Raw genomic sequence first — 21,576 nt, forward strand, 5'->3', positions numbered from 1 at the left:
CCTTTAAGCCCTCCTTTAAGCTTTTTGCCCTTCCTCCTCCGGCAAGACCCTTAGGTGCGCGGGACCGAAACAACCCAGCCCGTGGAAGGGACTGGTGACCTTCGGGCTCTCCAGCGCCCGGCGCATGGCCATGTCGAAGAGGACCCGCGGCTTGGGCTTGTCGATCCCGAGGGCCTTGCGCTTGGCCTTGATGTGGTCGATCATCACCGCCGCAAACTCCGAAGCCGTCTTGGCCACCCGCCATCCGGCCCCGAAGATCCTCTCCATCTCGTGGAAGAGGAAGTCCGTGGCCACCTGGCTCTTCAGCGTGGGGAAGGTGGGCCCGAAGACCACGGTGGCCCCGCTGGCCACGAAGTACTGCCCGATGGTGATGGCCTTCTCGCTCATCCACTGCGGGGCACAACCCACGGCCGGAAGGTCGGAGATGTCCTCCCCGAGCCCTCCGGTGTTGGCCATCTCCGTGAGGGCCAGCAGAATTCGACTGTTGTCCACGCAGGAACCCATGTGAAGCACCGGCGGACACCCCACGGCCTCGAGCACCTCCCGCAGGCTGTCCCCGGCCAGCTCCGCGGCCTCCGGGCGCAGAAGACCGGCCCGCCCCATGTTGGTGGCCGCGCAACCGGTGGTCACCACCAGGACATTGTTGGCGATGAGTTCCTTGGCCAGCTCGATGTGCGTCTCCTCGTCCACCCTGAAGTTGTCACACCCCACTATCGCCGCCACCCCCAGAATCTTTCCGTTGATGATGTTCTCGTTAAGGGGCTTGTACGAAGCCCGGAAACGCCCGCCCAGCATGTAGAGGATGGTCTCGTGGCTGAACCCTACGATTACATCCACGGAATGGTCCGGGATGTTCACCTTGGATTTGTCCCGTTTTGGGAACCGGGCAATAGCCGTACGCAAAATCTCTTTGGCACAGTCCAGGGCCTTGCGGGCGTCGAATTCTATGTGGATGTCTCCCTCCATCCGGGCCCGGGGGTTGGTGGTGATCACCGCGGTGTGAAAGTGCCTGGCGATCTCCACCACATTCTGCATGATGCACTGTACATCCACCACCACGGCCTCCAGCGCCCCGGTGGCGATGGCCGCCTCCTGCTGCAGGAAGCTTCCGGCCACCGGGATCCCCCGGCGCATCAGGATCTCGTTTCCGGTGCAGCAGATCCCGGCCAGATTCACCCCCTTGGCTCCGACCTTCTTCGCCTCCTCCACGATCTCGGGGTCGCTCGCGGCCATGGCCAGGGCCTCGGCCAGCACCGGCTCGTGGCCGTGCACAGCCACATTAACCATGTCCTCCCGGATAACGCTCAACCCGATGTTAACCCGGGCCTTTATGGGGCCGGGGTTTCCGAAGAGAAGGTCCTGAAGCTCGGTGGCCACCATGGACCCACCCCACCCGTCGGCAAGCGCCGTCCGGGCGCAGGCCATGAAGATGCTGCGGTGGTCCTGATCCACCCCGATGGTGGTGCGGTGAAGAAGCTCCACCACCTCCCGATCCACTCCCCTGGGCCACACCCCGAGCTCCCGCCAGAGCTGCTGGCGCTTTTCCGGGGCCCGTCTCAGAAGGGGAATCTCCCCCTCCTGCTGATTAAAGACGCGAAGGGCCGCTTCGGCCATATCCTTGAGCAATTCCTCTTCTTCCTTGTTCGGATCAAGACCAAAGGCCTGGGCCACCACGCGGAGCTTGCGCTTGTCCTTCACCTCAAAGGGGGTCTCTCCGTGCACGGTTTCGTAAAAGTCAATGGCCACCTGACGACCGTGGTCGGAGTGGGCGGAACCTCCCCCGGCCACCATGCGCCCGAAGTTCCGCGCCACCACCGTGGCCGCACTGGCCCCGCAGACCCCTCGCAGCTCCTCCACTCCCTCCACCACCTGGCAGGGACCCATGTTGCACACCCGGCAGCAGGTACCGCCCTTTCCGAAGAGACAGGGAGTGGTGCCCCGACGCTCCACCCGGGCCGGGGTGGTAAACACCTCCTCGCCCAGTCTCTCGTAAATGACCTGCGCGGTCTTGCTGGCCACCTTAGGGGCGGCCTTGTCCTTGAACCTCGCCCTGGTGTCCATCCAAAGCCTCCTTGAGGATAGATTCGTTCTAAGTTTAAACGGATTTTAAGAAGTGTCTAGCCCACCTCACAGGGAAGACCGGCCCAGAGCTTGGCCGCCTCCACGGTGTTTTTCATGAGCATGGTGATGGTCATGGGCCCCACGCCCCCGGGCACGGGAGTGATGGCCGAGGCCTTTTCCTTAACCGCCTCAAAGTCCACATCACCACAGAGGATGGCCTTGCCCTCCGGGGTGGTCCCGATGCGGTTGACCCCCACATCTATCACCACCGCCCCCTCCTTGACCATGTCCGCGGTGATGACCTTGGGACGCCCCGCGGCTACGATGAGAATATCCGCCCGGCGGGTATGGGCGGCCATGTCCCGGGTGCCGGTGTGACACACGGTAACCGTGGCGTTCCCCACGGGTTTCCGTTTCTGCATAAGGAGATTGGCCACGGGTTTGCCCACGATGTTGCTGCGCCCCACCACCACCACATCCGCCCCGTCCACCTGAACCCCGGCCCGCTCAAGCATCACCAGGATCCCGTGCGGCGTACAGGGCAGAAAACAGGGCTCCCCGATCACCATCTTGCCCACATTTACCGGATGAAATCCGTCCACATCCTTCCGGGGATCAATGGCGTAAATGATCTTTCGCTCGTTTATGTGTTTGGGAAGAGGCAACTGCACCAGAATTCCATGGATCTTTTCATCTTTATTATACTTTTCGATCATCCCGAGGAGTTCTTCCTCGCTCACATTCTCGGGAAGGTTCTCCTGCACGGAATAAAACCCCAGATCCTTGGCCGTGCGCTGCTTGGCCGTCACATAGGAAACCGAGGCCGGATTCTCCCCCACCAGGATGGTCACCAGCCCCGGAGTGACGCCGTGTTTTTCCTTGAGCTCCTGGACCTCCTTTCTCAGTTCCTCGCGAATCTGCTGGGAAATCTCCTTGCCGCTGATAATCCTGGCTGACATCACATACCTCCCGCGTTTTTATTGGGATGGCCCCCTATGCAAAAAAGAGGCCATAAAAGCAAGCTCGGCATGTTTGGCATAACCCGTTATCATCCTGGCAAAAATTAAACATCCCTTTTTTCGGATCGATTCCCGGGGACGAGGCAAAACGCCCCGCCCCCGGGGGAAATCTCCCCTCGCCTCGGTTAGAAAAGCCCCTTGACCTTGCCGGTCTCCACATCCACATCGATGCGGCGGTAGGCCGGATCGGATCCCGTTCCGGGCATGAGGCTTATGTCTCCGGCCACCGGGACGATGAAGCCCGATCCGCGATAGATGAGCACATCCCGCACCCGGAGGTTCCAGCCCCTGGGCACCCCTTTCTTGTTGGGATCGTCGGAAAGGGAAAGGTGCGTCTTCACCATGCAGATGGGCATCCGGCGCAGCTCCGGATCGGCCTCGATCATACGGATCTTGTCCTCCGCCGCCGGGAGGTACACCACGCCGTCGGCCCCGTAGACCTCCCGGGCGATCTTCTCGATCCGGTCCTTGACCGGCTCGTCAAGCTCGTAGAGGAAGCGAAAGTCGCTCTTTTCCTCGCAGGCCTCCGCCACGGCGTCGGCAAGCTCGAGGGCCCCCTCTCCGCCCTTGAGCCAGTGTTCGGAGAAGGCCACCCGCACCCCGTTTTCCTCACAGATGCGCCGCACGGCCTCGATCTCGGCCTTGGTGTCGGTATGGAAGGCGTTGATACAGACCACCGGGGTGGAACCGCTCTTCCTGACGATGTTAACGCAGTGAAGCAGGTTCTCGCAGCCCTTCTCCACCCACTCCACATTTTCCTCGAAGTACTCCTTGGGAATGGGTTTGCCCGGAGGCGGTATCGGGGCTCCGCCGTGGCACTTAAGGGCCCGTATGGTGGCCACCACCACCACGCAGTCGGGCTTTAGCCCCGAAAGCCGGCACTTTATGTTCCAGAACTTCTCAAACCCGATGTCGGCGGCGAACCCGGACTCGGTGACCAGATAATCCGAGAGCTTGAGACCCACATAGTCGGCGATGATGGAGGATTGCCCGATGGCGATGTTGGCGAAGGGCCCGGCGTGGATGAGAACTGGCTGTCCTTCCAGGGTCTGCATGAGATTGGGATTGATGGCGTCCACCATCCAGGCGGTCATGGCCCCGGCCACCTCCAGATCCTCGGTGGTGATGGGGTTTCCGAACTTGTCGAAGGCCACCACGATGCGCCCGATCCGTTCCCTCAGGTCCTTGAGGTCCTTCGCCACCGCCAGGATGGCCATCACCTCCGAGGCCACCGCGATCCAGAACTTGCTTTCCATGGGGTAGCCATCGCGCTTGCCCCCGAGACCGATCACGATGTGCCTCAGGGCCTGGGCGCAGTAGTCGATTACCCAGCCCATCTCCACCCGCTTGGGATCTATGTTGAGACGCCTGAGACCGCGTTTGGCCAGGAACTCGTCGTCGTAGTTGGCCTCGTGCTGCATCCGGGCGGTAAGGGCCACCATGGCGAGATTGTGGGCGTTCATCACCGCGTTGATGTCCCCGGTAAGCCCCAGAGAGAACTTGTCCAGAGGAATGATCTGGGAAAGTCCTCCCCCCGCCGCGCTTCCCTTAATGTTAAAGGTGGGCCCCCCGGAGGGCTGGCGCAGGGCCCCGATCACATTTTTTCCCCGTTTCCCCAGCCCCTGAATGAGACCGATGGCCGTGGTGGACTTCCCCTCCCCCAGAGGGGTGGGAGTGATGGCCGTGACATCGATGTACTTACCGTTGGGACGGTCCCTGAGACGCTCCATCACCTTCCTGTAGTCGATCTTGGCCACATAGTGACCGTAGGGAAGAAGCTCCTCCTTGGTGAGCCCCAGTTCCTCGGCCAGTTGATAAACGGTCTTCATGTGTTTTTCGCATTCCGCGGCTATCTCCCAGTCCTTCATCTTGGTGGGGTCAAGCTTCATGGCACCCTCCTTTCGTCTGGACTTTTAGGGCTAAATAATTTATATTTTCTTTCTTGGCAAGTGAGGATAGCATGCTTTTTAGGCCACTCCACTCCAAACTTCTCAGGTTTTCCCTTTTAGTAGCCCTTTTTTGGACGCTGGGCTTAAGTATTGAATTTTTCATGAATCTTAAGGGAAAAAGTTTCTGCACCTCCTCGAGCTGTCTGGTGGTGGGGGAACTGTCCCGCCTGGCCCACAGGGAGATGGTTCTCCTGGGGCTTGCGTACTTCCTCTCTCTGGGCCTGGCCCTGGCCCTCGGGGCCCCGGCCGGACTTCTGGGGCTTCTCGCCTCGGGAGGGCTTTTTGCCGAGGCGATCTTCGTGGCCCGTCAGGTGTTCGAGTACCGACTTTTATGCCCCTTCTGTCTGGTGACCGGGATCGGGGTGGTGCTTACCGCCCTTCCGGTGCTTTACGGCCTGCGGGGGCCGAAGGCCTCGCTCGCGGGGGCGCTGGTGGGAGTGCTTGCGGGCTTCTGGCTCACGGCCAATCCTCTGGTCCCACTCAAGGCCGAGGCCCGTCCCGCCTTTGCCGATCGCCCCCCGGTGACGGACCTCTACCTCATCTACTCCCCCGAATGTCCCCACTGCCACGAGGTGCTTGAGGTCTGTCGGAACCTTCCCGGGGCCAACCTCAACCTGTGTCGCAGGGAAAAGGCCCGGGGACTTTTCCGGCTGCTCGGTTTAAAGGGGGTTCCGGTTCTGGTGGTGGAGAGGGCCTCACGGTGGGAGATCCTCGAGGGCTCGGGTCCCATTATCGCTTACCTTAAAGAGAGATTCGGCTCAAAGCCCTCTTCCGTCGGTCCCGCACTCCTGGAGGGCATCCTGATCCCCGAGAACGGAGGTGTGTGCAGTGAACTCAAGCCCCGCTGCGAGTGAGCTTGCCGGAAAGCCCACCCTTATCGGAAGCTTCCCTTTCACCGAGCACCGGGAGGCCGTTAGACTCGTCCTGGAGTACACGCCCGAGATCCCCTGCTGGCCCCAGCTTCCGGCCCGGGGCGAGGGGATGCTGGTGCAGTTTTCCTCCGGGCTTCCGGGGTTTGACCCGGAAAAACTGGTGGTGGATCCCGGAAGGGACGATTTCGAGGAGGAGAGACTCCGTTTTTACGAGGAATACCTATCGGTAACCGAGGGAGGGGGAACCCTCGCGGAGACCCGTTTCTTCCCTACCCCGGACGAAGTCCCGGGCCTTTATGTGCTCCTCGAGGCCGTATCCGGAGGACCCTCCCCCCTGGCTCTCAAGGGCCAGATCACCGGTCCCTTCACCCTGACCACCGGCCTCAAGACTCCGGACGGAAGGGCGCTCTTCTACGATCCGGAACTGAGGGACCTGGTGATCAAGCTCGTGGCCTTAAAGGCCCGCGCCCAGGCGGAACTCCTGGGTAAAGCCGGCCGTCCGGTAGTCGTCTTCCTGGACGAACCGGCCCTTTCCGGCTTCGGCTCCTCGGCCTTCGTGGGGGTCTCCCGGGAAGAGGTCCTCTCGGCCCTCTCCGAGGTGATCAGCGAGATCCGTCGGGCCGGAGCCCTCGTCGGGATCCATGTGTGCGGAAACACCGACTGGAGTCTCCTTACCGAAAGTCCCATCCAGATCGTTAACTTCGACGCTTACGATTTTTCCGAAAAATTCATAGCTTACGATAGGGAATTAAAGGAGTTTATCAAAAAGGGCGGGCTGGTGGCTTGGGGGCTGGTGCCCACCCTGCGCAGGGAGGATCTGGAGAGGGTAAGGCCCGGGGATCTTCTCCGGAAATTCGAGTCGCTGGTGGAGGAGCTTTCCTCGCGCACCGGACTTTCGCCCGGGGAGATCTTGAGGGCCTCCCTTTTTACCCCCTCCTGCGGAATGGGCACCCTTTCTCCGGAGCTGGTACGCAAGGCCCTGAGCGACCTCCGTTCCCTCTCGGAGGCCCTGAGTCCCTCCTTCCGTTGACAGGGCAAGCCCGAAAGACTATTCTGGAATCTTAAAGAAAAAATTTTCTTTTTTGGAGTTTTTATGGATAACCACTCCCATCATACCGTATCTCCTCACGATTCCCATCTCGGACACGCCTCTCACGGGAGCGAGACGGGGGCTTCCCCTCACGCCTCCCACGGAACCTCGCATCACGGGGACATGGTGGCGGACTTCCGGCGTCGTTTCTGGATCTGCCTGGTTCTCACCCTCCCGGTGCTGCTGTTCTCCCCTCTCATCCAGAAGCTTCTCGGTCTGCAGGCCATCATCTCCTTTCCCGGTCAGAGGTACCTGCTCTTTCTCCTCTCCTCGGCGATCTTCTTTTACGGCGGATATCCGTTCCTGAGCGGTTTCCTGGGGGAGCTTCGCCGGCTCCGTCCCGGGATGATGACCCTCATCGCGCTCGCCATAACCGTGGCCTACGGTTACAGCTCGGCGGTGGTTTTCGGTCTTCCGGGAAAGATGTTCTTCTGGGAGCTGGCCACGCTCATCGACATCATGCTGCTCGGCCACTGGCTGGAGATGAAGAGCGTGCTCGGGGCCTCGCGGGCCCTGGAGGAACTGGCCAGCCTCATGCCCTCGGCGGCTCACAGGCTTCGTGCCGACGGAACCACCGAGGAGGTTCCGCTGGAGGAGCTGCGTCCCGGCGATCGGGTGCTGGTGAAACCGGGGGAGAAGATTCCGGCCGACGGGGTGGTGATTTCCGGGGAGAGCGCGGTGAACGAGGCCATGCTGACCGGGGAATCGAGACCCGTTTCCAAAAAGCCCGGAGACGAGGTTATCGGCGGGGCCATAAACGGGGAAGGGTCTCTGGTGGTGGAAATCCGGCGCACCGGTGAGGAGTCCTTTCTCTCCCAGGTCATCAATCTGGTGCGCGAGGCGCAGGAAAGCAAGTCCCGCACTCAGGACCTGGCCAACCGGGCGGCCCTGTGGCTCACCCTTATCGCCCTTTCCGCAGGCTCGCTGACCCTTGCGGTGTGGCTCTTTCTGGGGCAGGATCTGGCCTTTGCTTTGGAGCGCACGGTCACCGTGATGGTGATCACCTGTCCGCACGCCCTGGGGCTGGCGGTGCCTCTGGTGGTGGCGGTCTCCACGGGTATTGCGGCCAAGCGGGGGCTCCTCATACGCAATCGGGGGGCTTTCGAACGGGCCCGCCTGGTTAACGCGGTGATCTTCGACAAGACCGGCACCCTGACCAGAGGGGAATTCGGAGTCACGGATGTGGTGGCGTTGGAGGAGAGCCTCTCCCCGGACGAGATCCTGCGCCTGGCCGCGGCGGTGGAGACCAACTCCGAACATCCCATCGCCAGAGGGATCGTGGCCTCGGTAAAGGGCGAAATCCCTCCGGTGGAGGAGTTCCGGGCCCTGGCCGGAAAAGGGGCCCTCGGTCGGGTGGAGGGGCGCGAGGTCATGGTGGTGAGCCCCGGGTACTTGCGGGAAAAGGGCCTCGAGGTGGCGGACGAGAGGGTGAAACGCCTTCTCGATCAGGGCAAGACCGTGGTCTTCCTCCTGCTGGAGGGGAAACCGGTCGGGGCCATTGCCCTGGCGGATGTGATTCGCGAGGAGTCCCGGGAGGCCATAACCCGGCTAAAGGCCCGGGGGATAAAGTGCCTCATGCTTACCGGGGACAACCGACAGGTAGCCCGCTGGGTGGCCGGGGAACTGGGGCTGGACGACTTTCTGGCCGAGGTCCTTCCCCAGGACAAGGCCCGCAAGGTTAAGGAGATCCAGACTCAGGGGCACATCGTGGCCATGACCGGCGACGGGGTGAACGACGCCCCGGCTCTGGCTCAGGCCGATGTGGGTATTGCCATCGGAGCGGGCACGGATGTGGCCGTGGAGACGGCGGATGTGATCCTAGTGCGCAGCAATCCTCTGGATGTGGTGGTCATCCTGGAACTCTCCCGGGCCACCTATCGCAAGATGATCCAGAACCTCGTCTGGGCCACGGGTTACAACGCCTTTGCCATTCCCCTGGCCGCGGGTGTTCTTTATAAATACGGTCTGCTGCTGAGCCCGGCTATCGGTGCCCTCTTCATGTCGCTGAGCACGGTCATCGTGGCCGTAAACGCCAAGCTCTTGAAAATCTAAGGGAGCCCGTGATTTGACCTCCCTCAAGGCCCCTCCTCCCTCTCAATCTTATTCTAAAAGTAGATCCAGAATAAATAGAAAGGAGGTAGGTCATGGCCAGGAGACTGGTGGTTAATCAGGAGGAGTGCATAGGTTGCGGATCGTGCGTGGAGATCTGTCCGGAGGTCTTCGAGCTCGACGAAAACGAAAAGTCGTATGTGAAAAATCAGGAGGCCTGTAACACCTGCGACTGCGAGGAGGCCATCGACACCTGTCCGGTGGGGGCCATCTCGTGGGAGGACGAATAAGGTGATTCCGGCTACCGGCCAGGACAAGTGCTACGACGCCTCCGGGCGGGAGATCCCCTGTGCCGGGACCGGCCAGGACGGAGAGTTCCGCTCCGGGCTTTCGGCCCGGCCCCGTTTCAGGCTGGAGGGAGAACTCGTACGGGATCTACTCACCGGGCTCCTCTGGCCCAAAAACGCCTCTCTTTTCGAATTTCCCATGAGCTGGGAGGCCGCCCTTTCGGCGATCAGGCGTCTTAATCGGGAAAGGTTTCTGGGTTTTTCGGACTGGCGCCTTCCGAACCGGAGGGAACTTCGCACTCTGGTCTTCTTTCAGGCCAAAAATCCGGTTCTCCCTCCGGGGCATCCCTTTGAGGGGGTCTTTCACGGCTGGTACTGGACCTCCACCACCGCGGCCATCAATCCCCGCTACGCCTGGAATGTGCACTTCGGCGGCGGACGAATGTTTTACAGCCACAAGGAGGACGAACGGATGGTGTGGCCGGTAAGGGGCCCTTTTCGCCTTCCGGCCACCGGCCAGCGCACCTGCTACGACGCCTCCGGGCGGGAGATCTCCTGTGCCGGAACCGGTCAGGACGGAGAGCTCCGGGTTGGAATACCCTGGCCCGAGCCCCGCTTCGAGGTTCGGAAAGAGGTGGTCCGGGATCGGCTTACCGGTCTGTGGTGGACCCGGAGGGCGGATCTCGCCGGGGGGCTAACCACCTGGGAGGAGGCCTTTGAGGTGGTAAAAGCGCTCAATCGGGAAAGATACGGCGGCTTTTCCGACTGGAGGCTTCCCAACATTAACGAGCTCGAGAGTCTGGTGGACGCCGAACACCACTCCCCTGCCCTGCCCCGGGATCACCCCTTTCTTGAGGTGCGGGAGTTCTACTGGTCCTCCACCACCAGTTTTTACGATCCCCTCTGGGCCTGGGCCTTATATCTGACCAAGGGTGCGGTGGGGATCGGTCTAAAACGCGGCCGGCACTTCCATGTCTGGGCGGTCCGCAATTTTTCCGGAGTTCCTGCCAGAGACTAACCCCTCAGGCATTCGGGAAGACCTTCATCCGCCCCGGGGCTTCTGACTTGCCTGACTTGCTTGACATTTAAGGGGAATTTTTGTTATGGTGTCTTTGACAGAGATGGGGTATTCACGGGTCCAGCACCGATGACGGAAGCGGACATATCAAAGGTATTCAAAATATCATTACGATCCTTTTCCATCTGCCAAAATCCTGAATTATTCAAAAATTTCAGGAAAGGAGGGTCTTCATGGGCGAGGCTCCGCTTATTCTGTGGTTTGACGAGATAGGGATCAAGGATGTGCCGCTGGTGGGCGGAAAGAACGCCTCGCTGGGGGAGATGTTTCAGCATCTCTCCCCCAAAGGGGTTCGCGTGCCCGACGGTTTTGCGGTCACGGCGGAGGCTTATCGATATTTCATCCGGGAGAATCATCTGGACGAAAAGATTCGCAAGGCCCTCGAGGGTCTGGACACCCACGATGTAAAGGACCTTCAGAAGCGGGGGCGCAAGGTCCGGAACCTGATCCTGAAGGCCAAGATGCCCCCCAGACTCGCAGAGGAGATACGAAAGGCCTACGCCCGGCTGGAGGAGAAGTACGGCAGGAATGTGGATGTGGCGGTGCGCTCCTCGGCCACGGCGGAGGATCTTCCCGACGCCTCCTTTGCCGGCCAGCAGGAGACCTATCTCAATGTGCGCGGGGCGGAAAAGGTCATCGAGCATGTTAAGAAGTGCTTCGCCTCTCTCTTCACCGACCGGGCCATATCCTACCGGGAGGACAAGGGGTTCGACCACTTCAATGTGTACCTTTCGGTGGCGGTCCAGAAGATGGTCCGCAGCGACCGGGCCTGTTCGGGGGTCATGTTCACCCTGGACACCGAGAGCGGTTTCCGGGATGTGGTTTACATCACCGGAGCCTGGGGGCTCGGCGAAAATGTGGTCCAGGGCAAGGTAAACCCGGACGAATTCTATGTCTTCAAGCCCACCCTCAAGAAGGGGTTTCGTTCCATCGTGTCCAAGAAGCTGGGAAGCAAGGAAATAAAGATGATCTACAGCCGTGATCCGGAGCATCCGGTGCGCGATGTGAAGACCACCCGGCGTGAACGGGAGCGTTTTGTGCTTTCCGACGACGAGATCCTTAAGCTGGCCGAGTGGGCCGTGATCATCGAGGAACACTACGGGCGCCCCATGGATATCGAGTGGGCCAAGGACGGAGACGGGAAGACCGTGGGCACCGGGGAGCTTTTCATCGTGCAGGCCCGACCGGAAACGGTCCACGGGGCCAAGAGGGAAAGGTTCTACGAGACTTACAAACTCAAGGGCGAGGGCAAGGTGCTCGCGGTGGGCAAGGCCGTGGGCAGCAAGATCGGCCAGGGCAAGGCCCGCGTGATCCTGGATGTCTCCGGCATCCAGGAGTTTCAGCCCGGGGAGGTCCTCATCACGGACATGACCGATCCGGACTGGGAACCCATCATGAAGGTGGCCAGCGCCATCGTCACCAACCGCGGCGGACGGACCTGTCACGCAGCCATCATCTCCCGGGAGTTGGGTATCCCCTGCATCGTGGGAACCGGAAACGCCACCGAGGTGGTCCGGACCGGCATGGAGGTCACCGTGGATTGCTCCCAGGGGGAGGAGGGACGCCTGCTTGAGGGTTTGGTCCCCTACGAGGTGGAACGGATCGATCTCGAAAAACTCCCCCGCACCAGGACCAGGATCATGATGAATGTGGGGATTCCCGAGCAGGCCTTCTCCCAGGCCCAGATCCCCAACGACGGGGTGGGACTGGCCCGGCTGGAATTCATCATCGGTTCCCACATCGGCATTCACCCTCTGGCCCTTCTCGAATTCGAGGAGCTCAGGAAGCGGGCGGGGGAGGATCGCAGGATCCGGGCGCTGGTTCGGGAGATAGAGAAGCGCACCGCAGCCTACGAGGACAAGGCCGAGTTTTTCGTGGACAAGCTGGCCCAGGGAGTGGGCACCATCGCCGCGGCCTTTTATCCCAACGATGTGATCGTGCGTCTTTCCGACTTCAAGAGCAACGAGTACGCCAATCTCCTGGGGGGATGGCTTTACGAACCGGTGGAGCACAACCCCATGATCGGCTGGCGCGGGGCCTCCCGTTACTACGACCCCAAGTTCGAGCCGGCCTTTGCCCTGGAGTGCCGGGCGCTCAAACGCGTGCGGGACGAAATGGGACTCACCAATGTCAAGGTCATGGTTCCCTTCTGCCGTACCCCCGAGGAGGGCAAAAAGGTCATCTCCGTCATGGAGAAGTACGGTCTCAAACAGGGTGAAAACGGACTGGAGATCTATGTAATGTGCGAGATCCCCAGCAATGTGATCCTGGCGGACCAGTTCGCCGACATCTTCGACGGATTCTCCATCGGTTCAAACGACCTCACCCAGCTCACCCTGGGGCTGGATCGGGACTCCGAGCTGGTCTCCCACATCTACGACGAGCGCAACGAGGCCGTTAAGCGTCTGGTGCGACAGGTCATAAGGGTGGCCAAGGAACGGGGGCGAAAGATCGGCATCTGCGGACAGGCTCCCAGCGACTTTCCCGACTTCGCCGAGTTTCTGGTGGAGTGCGGCATCGACTCCATGAGCCTCACCCCGGACACCGTGGTGAAAACCAGACTGCTGGTGGCGGAGAAGGAAAAGCAGATGGGTGTGAAGTGATGTGAATGCGCCTCGCCGAGATACCCTTCTGCGTCTTCTTTCCGGGGAGGAGGAGCTGTGGCCCCATCTTGAGGCCGCCCGCCGGATTCGGGAGCGGCATTTCGGCAAGCGGGTGGAAACCTGCGCCATCGTGAACGCCAAAAGCGGGCGGTGTCCCTCCGACTGCAGCTTCTGCGCCCAGTCGGCCCGATGGAAGACCGGGGCCCCGGAATATCCCCTGCTCTCCCCGGACGAGCTCCTTCGCGCCGCCGAAAGAGCGGCCACCTCCGGGGTGGATCGCTTCAGCTTCGTAATAAGCGGTATCCGGCCTTCCCCCCCGGAGCTGGAGCGTCTGCTTTCGGTGATCGAGCGGGTGCGCCGGGAATTCCCGGATCTTTCCCTCTGTGCCTCGCTGGGGCAGCTCGAGGAGGACGAACTTTCGGCCCTTAAGGAGGCGGGACTCTCCAGATACCACCACAATCTCGAGACCGCGGAGAGTTTCTATCCCCGGGTCTCCACGGTGCAGCGCTGGCGCGATCGATTCGACACGGTGCTCAGGGCCCGCAGGGCGGGGCTTTCCGTGTGTTCGGGGGGAATCTTCGGCCTGGGCGAGGGGCCGGAGGAGGTCCTGGAGCTGGCCCGGGCCCTTCGGGAACTCTCCGTGGACTCCATCCCGGTGAACTTCCTCCACCCCATTCCCGGAACCCCTCTCGAGAGAGCCCGGCACCTCACCCCGCGGAAGGCCCTGGCCATCCTGGTGGTTTTGCGGTTTCTCTTTCCCGAAACGCAGATTCGCGTCTGCGGAGGACGGGAATACAACCTGAGGGAGCTCCAGGTCCTGATACCTCTGGTGGCCGACTCTCTCATGGTGGGCCATTATCTCACCACCCGGGGGCGTCGCCTCGCCGACGATCGGCAGATGATCCTGGATCTCGGCTACACCTGTGGGCTCAGGGCCTGAGTCCCGGAGTATTCAGAAGGAACTCCTTTACCTCCTCGAGATCCCCCGGATCCCCGGAAAGGTCCCCTACCTCCAGAACCGGGATGGGACCGAAGATCCGCAGGATGTCCCGCAGACTGGTCCCGGCAAGATAGGGATCCGGGGAAAAGTACAGGTTGTAGATCAGGGCCGGAATCACCAGGGAACGGCTGCGAAGGGCCTCGAGGGTCAACACGGTGTGATTGATGGTGCCCAGACGCGCGGCGGAGACCACCACCACCGGGGCCATAAAGAGCTGAATCAGATCGAGAAGGGTCTCCCGGGGCGTGAAGGGCACGAAGAGGCCTCCGGCCCCTTCCACCAGGACGATCTCGAACCGCCGGCCGAGTTCGCGAAGCGCGGACACGATACGCGGAAGCTCCACCGTCCTTCCCTCTTTTTCCGCGGCGGTGGCCGGGGCCGCCGGATACTCGAAGAGGTAGGGGCAGGTGAGTTCCAGAAGCTCGGGAGGATCCGGGGGAACTCCCATGAGTCGCCGATGCACGAGCAGGTCCTCGGGTTCGCGAGCTCCGGTCTGCACGGGCTTTGCGGTGATGACCCTCACCCCTAACTCCCGGTAAGCCCGGGCCAGAAGCCCGGTGGCATAGGTCTTGCCCACCCCCGTGTCCGTGCCCACGACGAAGATCAGGCGTCCTTCCGCCATAGCAGGATAAAGGTTTCAAAGGTAAGGGGATATCCCCGGAGGGGATCCTTCGCGGGGCTCTCTCTCAACCATCTCATTATCTCCCCGAGCGAGATCTCTTCCGGAAGATCCCCCAGGGCACCGGTCTCCCGCACATGTCTTAACATGGAAAGCGGGGAATCGAAATAGAGGGTCTCCGTCCGGCTCTCCGCCTTGAGGAGCCGCAATCCCGGGGGACGCAGGGCCACCAGGGTGCTAAGGGGAAGAAGTCCGGGAGGAAGTTTTTTCCGGGGCAGTTCCCGCATGGTCTCCGGGCCGAAGGAGGAGAGGGCCAGAAGTCCTCCGGGGGATAGCTTTTCGGCCAGGGCCGCAAGGGCCTCCCCCGGACGGAGGAACCACTGGAGCACGGCATTTCCCGCCACCAGATCGAAAAGTCCCCGGGCCCAGGAGGGATTCTCGCCGTCGGCCACCACGAAGGTCACCCCCAGGGGGCTCACGAAGGAGGAACAGTCCGGCACCAGGTCGCAGGCCAGATACTCCTCGTACCGGAGGCGCCGGGAGGCCAGCCGGGTGAAGAATCCGGTGCCGCAGCCAATCTCGAGGATCCGGGGCCACCGCCGGTCCACCTCCAGAATCGCGGCCAGCAGCCGTTCGGCCAGACGCCGCTGCACCAGAGCCCTGGTCTCGTAGGTCCTGAGGGCCCTGCGGAAACGCCGCACCAGAAGCTCACGGGACATCGCCGAACCATTCGATGAGATCTCGGAAGGCGTAAAAGGGAAAGTGCCCTCCGGGTACGGGCCGATACTCTCCCCCCAGCCTCCTCCAGAATCGCTCCTGAGCCGGGGGCGGCACGATCCGATCCCCGGTGGGAACGAAGATGCGGGTTCCCTCCGGAAGCTCCGGGAAGAGGGGCGGAAGGCCCGCCGCCATCTCCAGCTCCTCGATCACCTCGGAAAGTTTCCTCCGGGGGAGGTGGTGCCTGAATCTTCTCGCGTGTTCCTCGTCCGCGAACATGCGCCGGTAAAACCTTTCGAGAACCGGAGGGCCGTCTCTTTTGAGCGCCTCCAGGGTCAGATCCAGGGCCCGGGGGTCAATCCCGTAGAGACGATCCCTAAAGGCCCCGGTTCCGGCCAGAAAAACGAACCGGGCGGGGAGCCTTTCGGCGTGGTGGAGGGCCGCGTATACCCCCAGGGACCAGGCCAGCACCAGAGTCCTTCCGGGAACCCGGGGGAGCTCCGGAAGGGAGAGATCCCTGTAGTCGAAAAGCACCGCCACGCGCACCCCTTCGGGAAGGAGGGACAGAAAGGGCCGTTCGTCCATGGCCCAGCCGTTGAAAAGGATCAGGAGGTTCCGGGCCTCCGGATTCCCGAGAAGCTTCAGGCGCATGATTCCCTCAGAATCCCGGCCAGCCTTTCCAGATCCCTCCATTCCATATCGGCCCTGAGGGAAAGGCGCAGCCGAGCGGTCCCCTCCGGCACGGTGGGTGGTCTTATGGCCGGGGCCAGAAACCCGGCGGAAAACAGCTTTTCGGAAAGGGAAAGCGCCCTCTCCTCCTCGCCCACGATGACCGGCACTATGGGAACCTCGTCCGCTAGCCCCCCGGAGGTCTCTCCCAGGGCCTGGCGAAAGGCCCGGGCCAGGGCCCGCACCCTTGCCCTTCGCTCTGCCGAGGTGGTGGCCTCGCGGAGCCCCGCCAGAGAAGCCGCCACCACCACCGGGGGAAGGGCCGTGGTGAAGATGAAACTCCGGGCGCGATTTATCAGATAGGTCCGCACGGTATCCTCCGCCACCACGAAGGCCCCGTAACTGCCCAGGGCTTTCCCGAAGGTCCCGATGAGAACATCTATCTCGGAAAGGACACCCATCTCCTCGGCGAGCCCCAGGCCCTTCTCCCCGAAGACCCCCACGGCGTGAGCCTCGTCCACCACCAGAAAGGCCTCGTAGCGACGGGCAAGTTCCACCATCCGGGGAAGATCCGGAAAGTCTCCGTCCATGCTGAAGACGGATTCCGTGAGGATCATGGCCCGGCGGAAGCGTCCCCGGTGTTTTTTCAGCAGATCCTCCAGGGCCTTGAGGTCGCGATGGGGGTACCGGAAAAAGCTCGCCCCGGAAAGACGCATCCCGTCGATGAGGCTGGCGTGGACCAGCCTGTCGGCGAAGACGGCGTCTTTCCTCCCGACGAGTCCGGAGATCACCCCCAGATTGGCCAGATATCCGCTGGAAAAGACCAGGGCCGGCCGGCCGTAGAGCTCGGCCAAGGCCTCCTCGAGCCGGGCGTAATACAGGTGGTTCCCGGAAAGAAGGCGAGCAGCCCCGGCCCCCAGGCCGAACTCCTCAAGCACCGCCAGCACGCTTTCCGGAGAAAGCCCGGTGGCAAGCCCCAGATAGTCATTGGAGGAGAGATTGAGGAGCCACCGTCCCTCCACCCGCACCCGGGGGCCCTCTCTGGCGGAGATCACCCTGAGGGTGCGCCGGCGCCCCCGGGCCGAAAGAGAGTCGAGCTCTCTCCTGAGGTCCTCCAGCATAAAGGGTCCCTCAGGAAATCTCTCCGATCACCCGATCCATGACGCGGAGACTTCGGGTGAGGATCTCGTCGAGATCACCTTCGGTCACGCACAGGGGAAGGAACCAGTAGATCACATCCCCCAGCGGACGCAGCACCAGCCCCTCTTCGAGGGAAGCCATGTAGATGCGAAATCCCACCCTCTTTTCCGGGGGGAAGGGCTCCCGGCCGGTCCGATCCCGCACCAGCTCCACCGCCCCCACATACCCCAGATACCGGATGTCCCCCACATAGGGGCGCCCGGAAAACAATTCCAGCAGGCGCCGGTGGAAGAACTCGCGGACCCTTCGTCCCCTCTCAAGGGGTCTTTCCTCCTGGAAAAGTCGCAGGTTGGCCGCGGCCACCGCACAGGCCAGGGGGTTGGCCGTAAAGGTGTGACCGTGATAGAAGGTCTTTCCCTCCAGGTAGTCCGCGTAGAAGGCCCGATAGATCTCCTCGGTGGTGACGGTGAGGGCCAGGGGGAGGTAGCCCGCGGTGAGTCCCTTGGAGAGGCACACGATGTCCGGCACCACCCCGGCGCTCTCCATGGCGAACATGGTGCCGGTGCGTCCGAACCCCGTGGCCACCTCGTCGAAGATGAGGAGGATACCGTACCGTCGGGTGATCTCCCTCAGGCGGCGCAGATACTCCGCCGGATAAACGATCATCCCCCCCGCCGCAAGCAACCGGGGCTCCACGATCACGGCACAAATTTCATCACAATGTTCTTTAACAATGCTCTCCAACACTGCTACACAATGAAAATTGCAATCAATGTCTTCGGCATCCCGGGTGAAATCCGGGGAGGGATTTTCCGGGCAGCGGTAGCAGTAGGGGGCGGGGGCGCGCAGGGCCTCGAAGGTGAGGGGCCGGTAGAGGCGAAAGAAGAGGTCCACCCCGCCCACGCTGACCGCTCCCAGGGTATCGCCGTGATAGGCCTCGCGGAGGGCCAGAAACCGGGTGCGCCGGGTCTCGCCCCGGTTCTGCCAGTACTGGAAGGCCATCTTCAGGGCCACCTCCACCGCGGTGGAGCCGTTGTCGGAAAAGAAGTACCGGGAGAGCGCGGCCGGAAGAAAGGCCCTGAGGCGTTCCACCACCTCCGCGGCCCAAGGATGGGTGAAACCGGAGAAGTTCACATGCTCCAGGTGCTCAAGCTGCTCCGCAAGGGCCCGGTTCAGGGCCGGATGGAGGTGTCCGTGGATATTGGCCCACCAGGAGGAAATGGTGTCGTAAAGTTCGCGGCCGTCGGCGGTGAAGAGCTTGAGCCCGCGGGCACCGGTTATGACCACCGGATCCCGGCCCTCGTAGTCCTTCATCTGGGTGTAGGGGTGCCAGATGTGGCGTCGGTCGATCTCTAGGATGCGCTTTTTATCCCACCTCATGGGCCCCATTCTAGCCCCGGGGGACCGGCCCGGCAATCGTCTATTCCAGGTACTTTCCCTGATAGAGCCCGCGATTGAGGAGGGTCTCCTCGATGAGGCGACGGGTTCCGGACTTGTCCCGGGCCCAGTCCGGGGCCACCAGCTCCTCCGGCCTGGGGTCCCCAGTGAGCCGCTGAATGACCACCCGGGAGGGCAGATGGGCGATGGCCTCCGCCACCAGGTCCGCGTATTCACCCTGAGTGAGGGGTCTGTACCGCCCCTCCCGGTAAAGTTTCTCCATCCCCGAGCCCCTGACCACATAGAGTTCGTGAAATTTTATACCGTCCACGGGCAATCGGGCGAGTGTCCTTACGGTCTCGAGCATCTCAACAGGTCCCTCACCGGGAAGTCCGAAGATGATGTGCACGCAGACGAGGAGGTCCCGGGCCTTCAGGATCTCCAGGGCCCGCACGAAGTCCTCGAAGGTGTGCCCCCGGTTGATCCGGGCCAGGGTCTCGTTGTGGACGCTCTGAAGCCCCAGCTCCACCCAGACCATGAGGCCCCGGTCCCGGAACTCCTCAAGGACCCCGGCCACGGCCTCGTCCACGCAGTCCGGCCGCGTCCCCACGCAGAGCCCCACCACGCGTTCGTCCACCAGGGCCTCCTCGTATCGTTTTCGAAGAAGCTCCGGCGGGCCGTAGGTGTTGGAGAAGGCCTGAAAATAGGCCAGGAACTTGCGGGCCCCGTAGCGGCGGGCCATGTGCTCCATGCCGCGAAGCATCTGTTCCCTTACGGAAAGTCCCCGGCGGGCCGCTCCGGTCCCCGAGCCGTAGGCGTTGCAATACAGGCACCCCCCGCGACCCCTGGTGCCGTCCCGATTGGGACAGGTAAACCCCGCATCGAGCGGCACCTTCTGCACCCGCTCCCCGAACCTCTCCTTCAGATACTGATTCAGCGAACGATAGAGGCCCCTCACGACCAGACCCCGGACCTTCAAACAATATTACCCGAATTCCCGTCTTCTTTCATTTTTCGACGGAGTCCATCCGGGTTATGGGAACCTTGGAATTACACGGCCCCTGGACCGAAGGAGGGGGACCGGGTGAGGTATTCGGATCTGAAAAAAACCGGGATTTATCTCCCGTAAAAGAATAGAGGTTCCACCAGTTTCAGACCTCCGCCGGAGAGGGTCTCAAGGGCCCGCTCCAATTCCTCATCGGGGACCCTCAGGATGAGGACGGCCTTCTCCCCACCTCCCACAAAGGCGTAGGTATAATCCACATTGATGTCGGCATCGGCCAGCAGTTTTACCACCTGATAGAAACCCCCGGGCCTGTCCTCCACCTCCACGGCGAAGACCTCCTGTTCTTTAACCGTGAAGCCCGCGGCGGAAAGCACGCTCCGGGCCTTTTCGGGATTGTCCACCACCAGACGCAGAATCCCGAACTCGGCGCTTTCCGCCAGGGCAAGGGCCCGAATGTTCACCCCGGCCCGGTAAAGGATCTCGGTCAGCTCCTTGAGGCGGCCCTTCCGGTTCTCCAGGAACACCGAAAGCTGCTTGATGGCGTACCGACTCCGCATGGATTACCTCCCCAGTTTTTCTTCCAGTTCCCGCCGGTCGATGACCCGTTTGGCCTTGCCCATGGACCGTTCCAGGGTCCTGGGCTCCACCAGCTTCACCCGGGCCCTCAGGAAGAGATGATTGGCCAGTTCCTCCTCGAGCTGATGCTTGAGATTCTCGAGACTCCCCAGGTCTCCGGTGAAGATCCTCTCGTCCACCTCCACCCACACCTCGAGCACATCCAGCACTCCCTTCTTGTCCACCACGATGACATAGTTGGGGGTAAGGCCCTCCACCTTGGTCAACACATGTTCCACCTGGGAGGGGAACACATTTACTCCGGAGACGATGAGCATGTCGTCGCTCCTTCCCACCACGCGGCCCATGCGGATGAGGGTGCGTCCGCAGCGGCAGGGCTCCCGGTAGAGCCGGGAAATGTCCCGGGTGCGGTAGCGGATGAGGGGAAGGGCCTGCTTGGTAAGCGTGGTGAAAACCAGCTCCCCCTCCTCGCCCTCCGGGAGCACCTCCCCGGTCTCGGGGTCGATGATTTCGGGATAGAAGTGATCCTCGAAGATGTGTAGCTCCCCGTACTCGCAGGAGGCGGCCACCCCCGGGCCTATGATCTCCGAGAGCCCGTAGGCCTCGAAGTACTTGAGGCCCCAGGCCTCGGCCACCGCCCGGCGAAGCCCCTCGGAGGCCGGTTCGGCTCCGAAAAATCCCGCCCGGAGGCGAAAGTCCCGGTGCGGGTCGAGCCCCTCCTCCCGGGCCACCTCCGCAAGGTGAAGCGCGTAGGAGGGGGTACAGCACAGCACCGTGGCTCCGAAGTCCCGCATCAGCATGAGCTGCCGCTTGGTGAAGCCGACGCTGGAGGGCACCACCGCCGCCCCCAGGGCCTCGGCCCCGTAGTGAAACCCGAGCCCCCCGGTAAAAAGCCCGTAACCGTAAGCATTGTGCACCACATCCCCGGGCCCCACCCGGGCCATGAGCATGGTGCGCATCATCACCTCGGTCCACACCCGCATGTCGTGCTCCGTATAGGCCACCACCGTGGGCTTCCCCGTGGTGCCCGAGGAGGAATGGATGCGCACCACCTGGTCCAGGGGCACGGCCAGCAATCCGAAGGGATAGTGCTCACGGAGGTCCTGTTTTACGGTAAAAGGAAGGCGCCTGAGATCCTCAAGGCTCCGCACCTCTTCGGGCTTCACCCCGACCTCGTCGAATTTGGTCCTGTAAAAAGGGACCAGGTGATAAACCCGGCGAATCGTCTCCTTAAGACGCCTGAGCTGGAGGGTCTCCAGATCCTCCCGGGAAAGATAATCCGCCGCGTTAGCCTTCATCCTCCCTTCCTCCCGGACTTTTAGCCCTTCCATACCAGAAAGAGGCCTTCCCGACAACCCGAACATTTCAGAGAGAGGAAAGCTCACGGAATCATCCGGGAAGAAAACAGGGGACTTTTACACGGAACTCCCTTCCAGCAAAGAAGGAGACCCGCGGCCCGGAGCC

18 protein-coding genes are annotated in these 21,576 nt (G+C 62.1%); 7 read left to right on the plus strand and 11 right to left on the minus strand.

Annotated elements, in window-relative coordinates; translation table 11 throughout:
• Positions 1-15: 15 nt before the first annotated feature.
• The 3 genes from cooS to K3767_RS06270 all read right to left on the minus strand — a co-directional run bounded on the left by cooS (position 16) and on the right by K3767_RS06270 (position 4,969).
• Positions 16-2,061, minus strand: a complete 2,046-nt coding sequence (cooS, locus tag K3767_RS06260; protein ID WP_221172712.1) for an anaerobic carbon-monoxide dehydrogenase catalytic subunit — start codon at positions 2,059-2,061, stop codon at positions 16-18.
• Positions 2,062-2,117: 56 nt separating this feature from the next.
• Entirely contained in the window at positions 2,118-3,020 is a 903-nt protein-coding gene (gene folD, locus K3767_RS06265) for a bifunctional methylenetetrahydrofolate dehydrogenase/methenyltetrahydrofolate cyclohydrolase FolD (protein ID WP_221172713.1), read from the minus strand.
• A 185-nt stretch (positions 3,021-3,205) separates the two neighbouring features.
• Positions 3,206-4,969 (minus strand): formate--tetrahydrofolate ligase, encoded by a 1,764-nt coding sequence (locus K3767_RS06270; RefSeq protein ID WP_221172714.1) that lies wholly within the window; start codon positions 4,967-4,969, stop codon positions 3,206-3,208.
• A 161-nt stretch (positions 4,970-5,130) separates the two neighbouring features.
• Between K3767_RS06270 and K3767_RS06275 the strand changes: the two genes are divergently transcribed.
• From K3767_RS06275 to bioB, 7 genes are all read left to right on the plus strand, one after another.
• The gene (locus K3767_RS06275) at positions 5,131-5,883 is read left to right on the plus strand and encodes a hypothetical protein (RefSeq protein ID WP_221172715.1); all 753 of its coding nucleotides are present in this window, start codon (positions 5,131-5,133) and stop codon (positions 5,881-5,883) included.
• Positions 5,858-6,931, plus strand: coding sequence for a hypothetical protein (locus tag K3767_RS06280; protein WP_221172716.1), 1,074 nt, complete (start codon positions 5,858-5,860; stop codon positions 6,929-6,931). Before K3767_RS06275 ends, K3767_RS06280 begins: the two co-directional genes overlap by 26 nt.
• A 63-nt stretch (positions 6,932-6,994) precedes the next feature.
• Complete coding sequence (locus K3767_RS06285; RefSeq protein WP_221172717.1) at positions 6,995-9,043, plus strand: copper-translocating P-type ATPase; 2,049 nt, start codon at positions 6,995-6,997, stop codon at positions 9,041-9,043.
• Between the two features lie 92 nt (positions 9,044-9,135).
• Complete coding sequence (locus tag K3767_RS06290; RefSeq protein ID WP_221172718.1) at positions 9,136-9,330, plus strand: ferredoxin; 195 nt, start codon at positions 9,136-9,138, stop codon at positions 9,328-9,330.
• A gap of 1 nt (position 9,331) precedes the next feature.
• The gene (locus K3767_RS06295) at positions 9,332-10,345 is read left to right on the plus strand and encodes a DUF1566 domain-containing protein (RefSeq protein ID WP_221172719.1); all 1,014 of its coding nucleotides are present in this window, start codon (positions 9,332-9,334) and stop codon (positions 10,343-10,345) included.
• 233 nt (positions 10,346-10,578) lie between these two features.
• Entirely contained in the window at positions 10,579-13,008 is a 2,430-nt protein-coding gene (ppsA, locus tag K3767_RS06300; protein ID WP_221172720.1) for a phosphoenolpyruvate synthase, read from the plus strand.
• Between the two features lies 1 nt (position 13,009).
• Entirely contained in the window at positions 13,010-13,948 is a 939-nt protein-coding gene (gene bioB, locus K3767_RS06305) for a biotin synthase BioB (RefSeq protein WP_221172721.1), read from the plus strand.
• Here bioB and bioD read toward each other — a convergent pair.
• The 8 genes from bioD to K3767_RS06345 form a co-directional block, all read right to left on the minus strand.
• Complete coding sequence (bioD, locus tag K3767_RS06310) at positions 13,938-14,630, minus strand: dethiobiotin synthase (protein WP_221172722.1); 693 nt, start codon at positions 14,628-14,630, stop codon at positions 13,938-13,940. The two genes, bioB and bioD, sit on opposite strands and share 11 nt — an antisense overlap.
• A complete protein-coding gene (locus K3767_RS06315; RefSeq protein WP_221172723.1) occupies positions 14,612-15,346 on the minus strand; it encodes a methyltransferase domain-containing protein in 735 nt (244 codons plus the stop codon). The genes bioD and K3767_RS06315 overlap by 19 nt, the downstream gene beginning before the upstream one ends.
• A complete protein-coding gene (locus K3767_RS06320; RefSeq protein ID WP_221172724.1) occupies positions 15,336-15,995 on the minus strand; it encodes an alpha/beta fold hydrolase in 660 nt (219 codons plus the stop codon). Before K3767_RS06320 ends, K3767_RS06315 begins: the two co-directional genes overlap by 11 nt.
• On the minus strand, positions 15,986-17,134 hold the full coding sequence (gene bioF / locus K3767_RS06325) for an 8-amino-7-oxononanoate synthase (protein ID WP_221172725.1): 1,149 nt from the start codon (positions 17,132-17,134) through the stop codon (positions 15,986-15,988). The genes K3767_RS06320 and bioF overlap by 10 nt, the downstream gene beginning before the upstream one ends.
• Positions 17,135-17,144: 10 nt before the next feature.
• Positions 17,145-18,533, minus strand: a complete 1,389-nt coding sequence (bioA, locus tag K3767_RS06330) for an adenosylmethionine--8-amino-7-oxononanoate transaminase (RefSeq protein WP_221172726.1) — start codon at positions 18,531-18,533, stop codon at positions 17,145-17,147.
• Positions 18,534-18,573: 40 nt separating this feature from the next.
• Positions 18,574-19,488, minus strand: a complete 915-nt coding sequence (locus K3767_RS06335; RefSeq protein WP_255592325.1) for a TIGR01212 family radical SAM protein — start codon at positions 19,486-19,488, stop codon at positions 18,574-18,576.
• A gap of 158 nt (positions 19,489-19,646) precedes the next feature.
• Positions 19,647-20,093, minus strand: coding sequence for an ACT domain-containing protein (locus K3767_RS06340; RefSeq protein ID WP_221172728.1), 447 nt, complete (start codon positions 20,091-20,093; stop codon positions 19,647-19,649).
• A 3-nt stretch (positions 20,094-20,096) separates the two neighbouring features.
• The gene (locus tag K3767_RS06345) at positions 20,097-21,410 is read right to left on the minus strand and encodes a phenylacetate--CoA ligase family protein (protein WP_221172729.1); all 1,314 of its coding nucleotides are present in this window, start codon (positions 21,408-21,410) and stop codon (positions 20,097-20,099) included.
• Positions 21,411-21,576 lie beyond the last annotated feature (166 nt).

The sequence above is a fragment of the Thermosulfurimonas sp. F29 genome, assembly GCF_019688735.1.
In the GTDB taxonomy this organism is placed as follows: Bacteria; Desulfobacterota; Thermodesulfobacteria; order Thermodesulfobacteriales; family Thermodesulfobacteriaceae; genus Thermosulfurimonas_A.

What these genes read in the sequence shown, in the direction of transcription:
- cooS (WP_221172712.1), bottom strand. Translation starts at nt 2,061, where the DNA reads ATGGACACCAGGGCGAGGTTCAAGGACAAGGCCGCCCCTAAGGTGGCC.
- folD (WP_221172713.1), bottom strand. Translation starts at nt 3,020, where the DNA reads ATGTCAGCCAGGATTATCAGCGGCAAGGAGATTTCCCAGCAGATTCGC.
- K3767_RS06270 (WP_221172714.1), bottom strand. Translation starts at nt 4,969, where the DNA reads ATGAAGCTTGACCCCACCAAGATGAAGGACTGGGAGATAGCCGCGGAA.
- K3767_RS06275 (WP_221172715.1), top strand. Translation starts at nt 5,131, where the DNA reads ATGAATCTTAAGGGAAAAAGTTTCTGCACCTCCTCGAGCTGTCTGGTG.
- K3767_RS06285 (WP_221172717.1), top strand. Translation starts at nt 6,995, where the DNA reads ATGGATAACCACTCCCATCATACCGTATCTCCTCACGATTCCCATCTC.
- K3767_RS06290 (WP_221172718.1), top strand. Translation starts at nt 9,136, where the DNA reads ATGGCCAGGAGACTGGTGGTTAATCAGGAGGAGTGCATAGGTTGCGGA.
- ppsA (WP_221172720.1), top strand. Translation starts at nt 10,579, where the DNA reads ATGGGCGAGGCTCCGCTTATTCTGTGGTTTGACGAGATAGGGATCAAG.
- bioD (WP_221172722.1), bottom strand. Translation starts at nt 14,630, where the DNA reads ATGGCGGAAGGACGCCTGATCTTCGTCGTGGGCACGGACACGGGGGTG.
- K3767_RS06315 (WP_221172723.1), bottom strand. Translation starts at nt 15,346, where the DNA reads ATGTCCCGTGAGCTTCTGGTGCGGCGTTTCCGCAGGGCCCTCAGGACC.
- K3767_RS06320 (WP_221172724.1), bottom strand. Translation starts at nt 15,995, where the DNA reads ATGCGCCTGAAGCTTCTCGGGAATCCGGAGGCCCGGAACCTCCTGATC.
- bioF (WP_221172725.1), bottom strand. Translation starts at nt 17,134, where the DNA reads ATGCTGGAGGACCTCAGGAGAGAGCTCGACTCTCTTTCGGCCCGGGGG.
- bioA (WP_221172726.1), bottom strand. Translation starts at nt 18,533, where the DNA reads ATGAGGTGGGATAAAAAGCGCATCCTAGAGATCGACCGACGCCACATC.
- K3767_RS06340 (WP_221172728.1), bottom strand. Translation starts at nt 20,093, where the DNA reads ATGCGGAGTCGGTACGCCATCAAGCAGCTTTCGGTGTTCCTGGAGAAC.
- K3767_RS06345 (WP_221172729.1), bottom strand. Translation starts at nt 21,410, where the DNA reads ATGAAGGCTAACGCGGCGGATTATCTTTCCCGGGAGGATCTGGAGACC.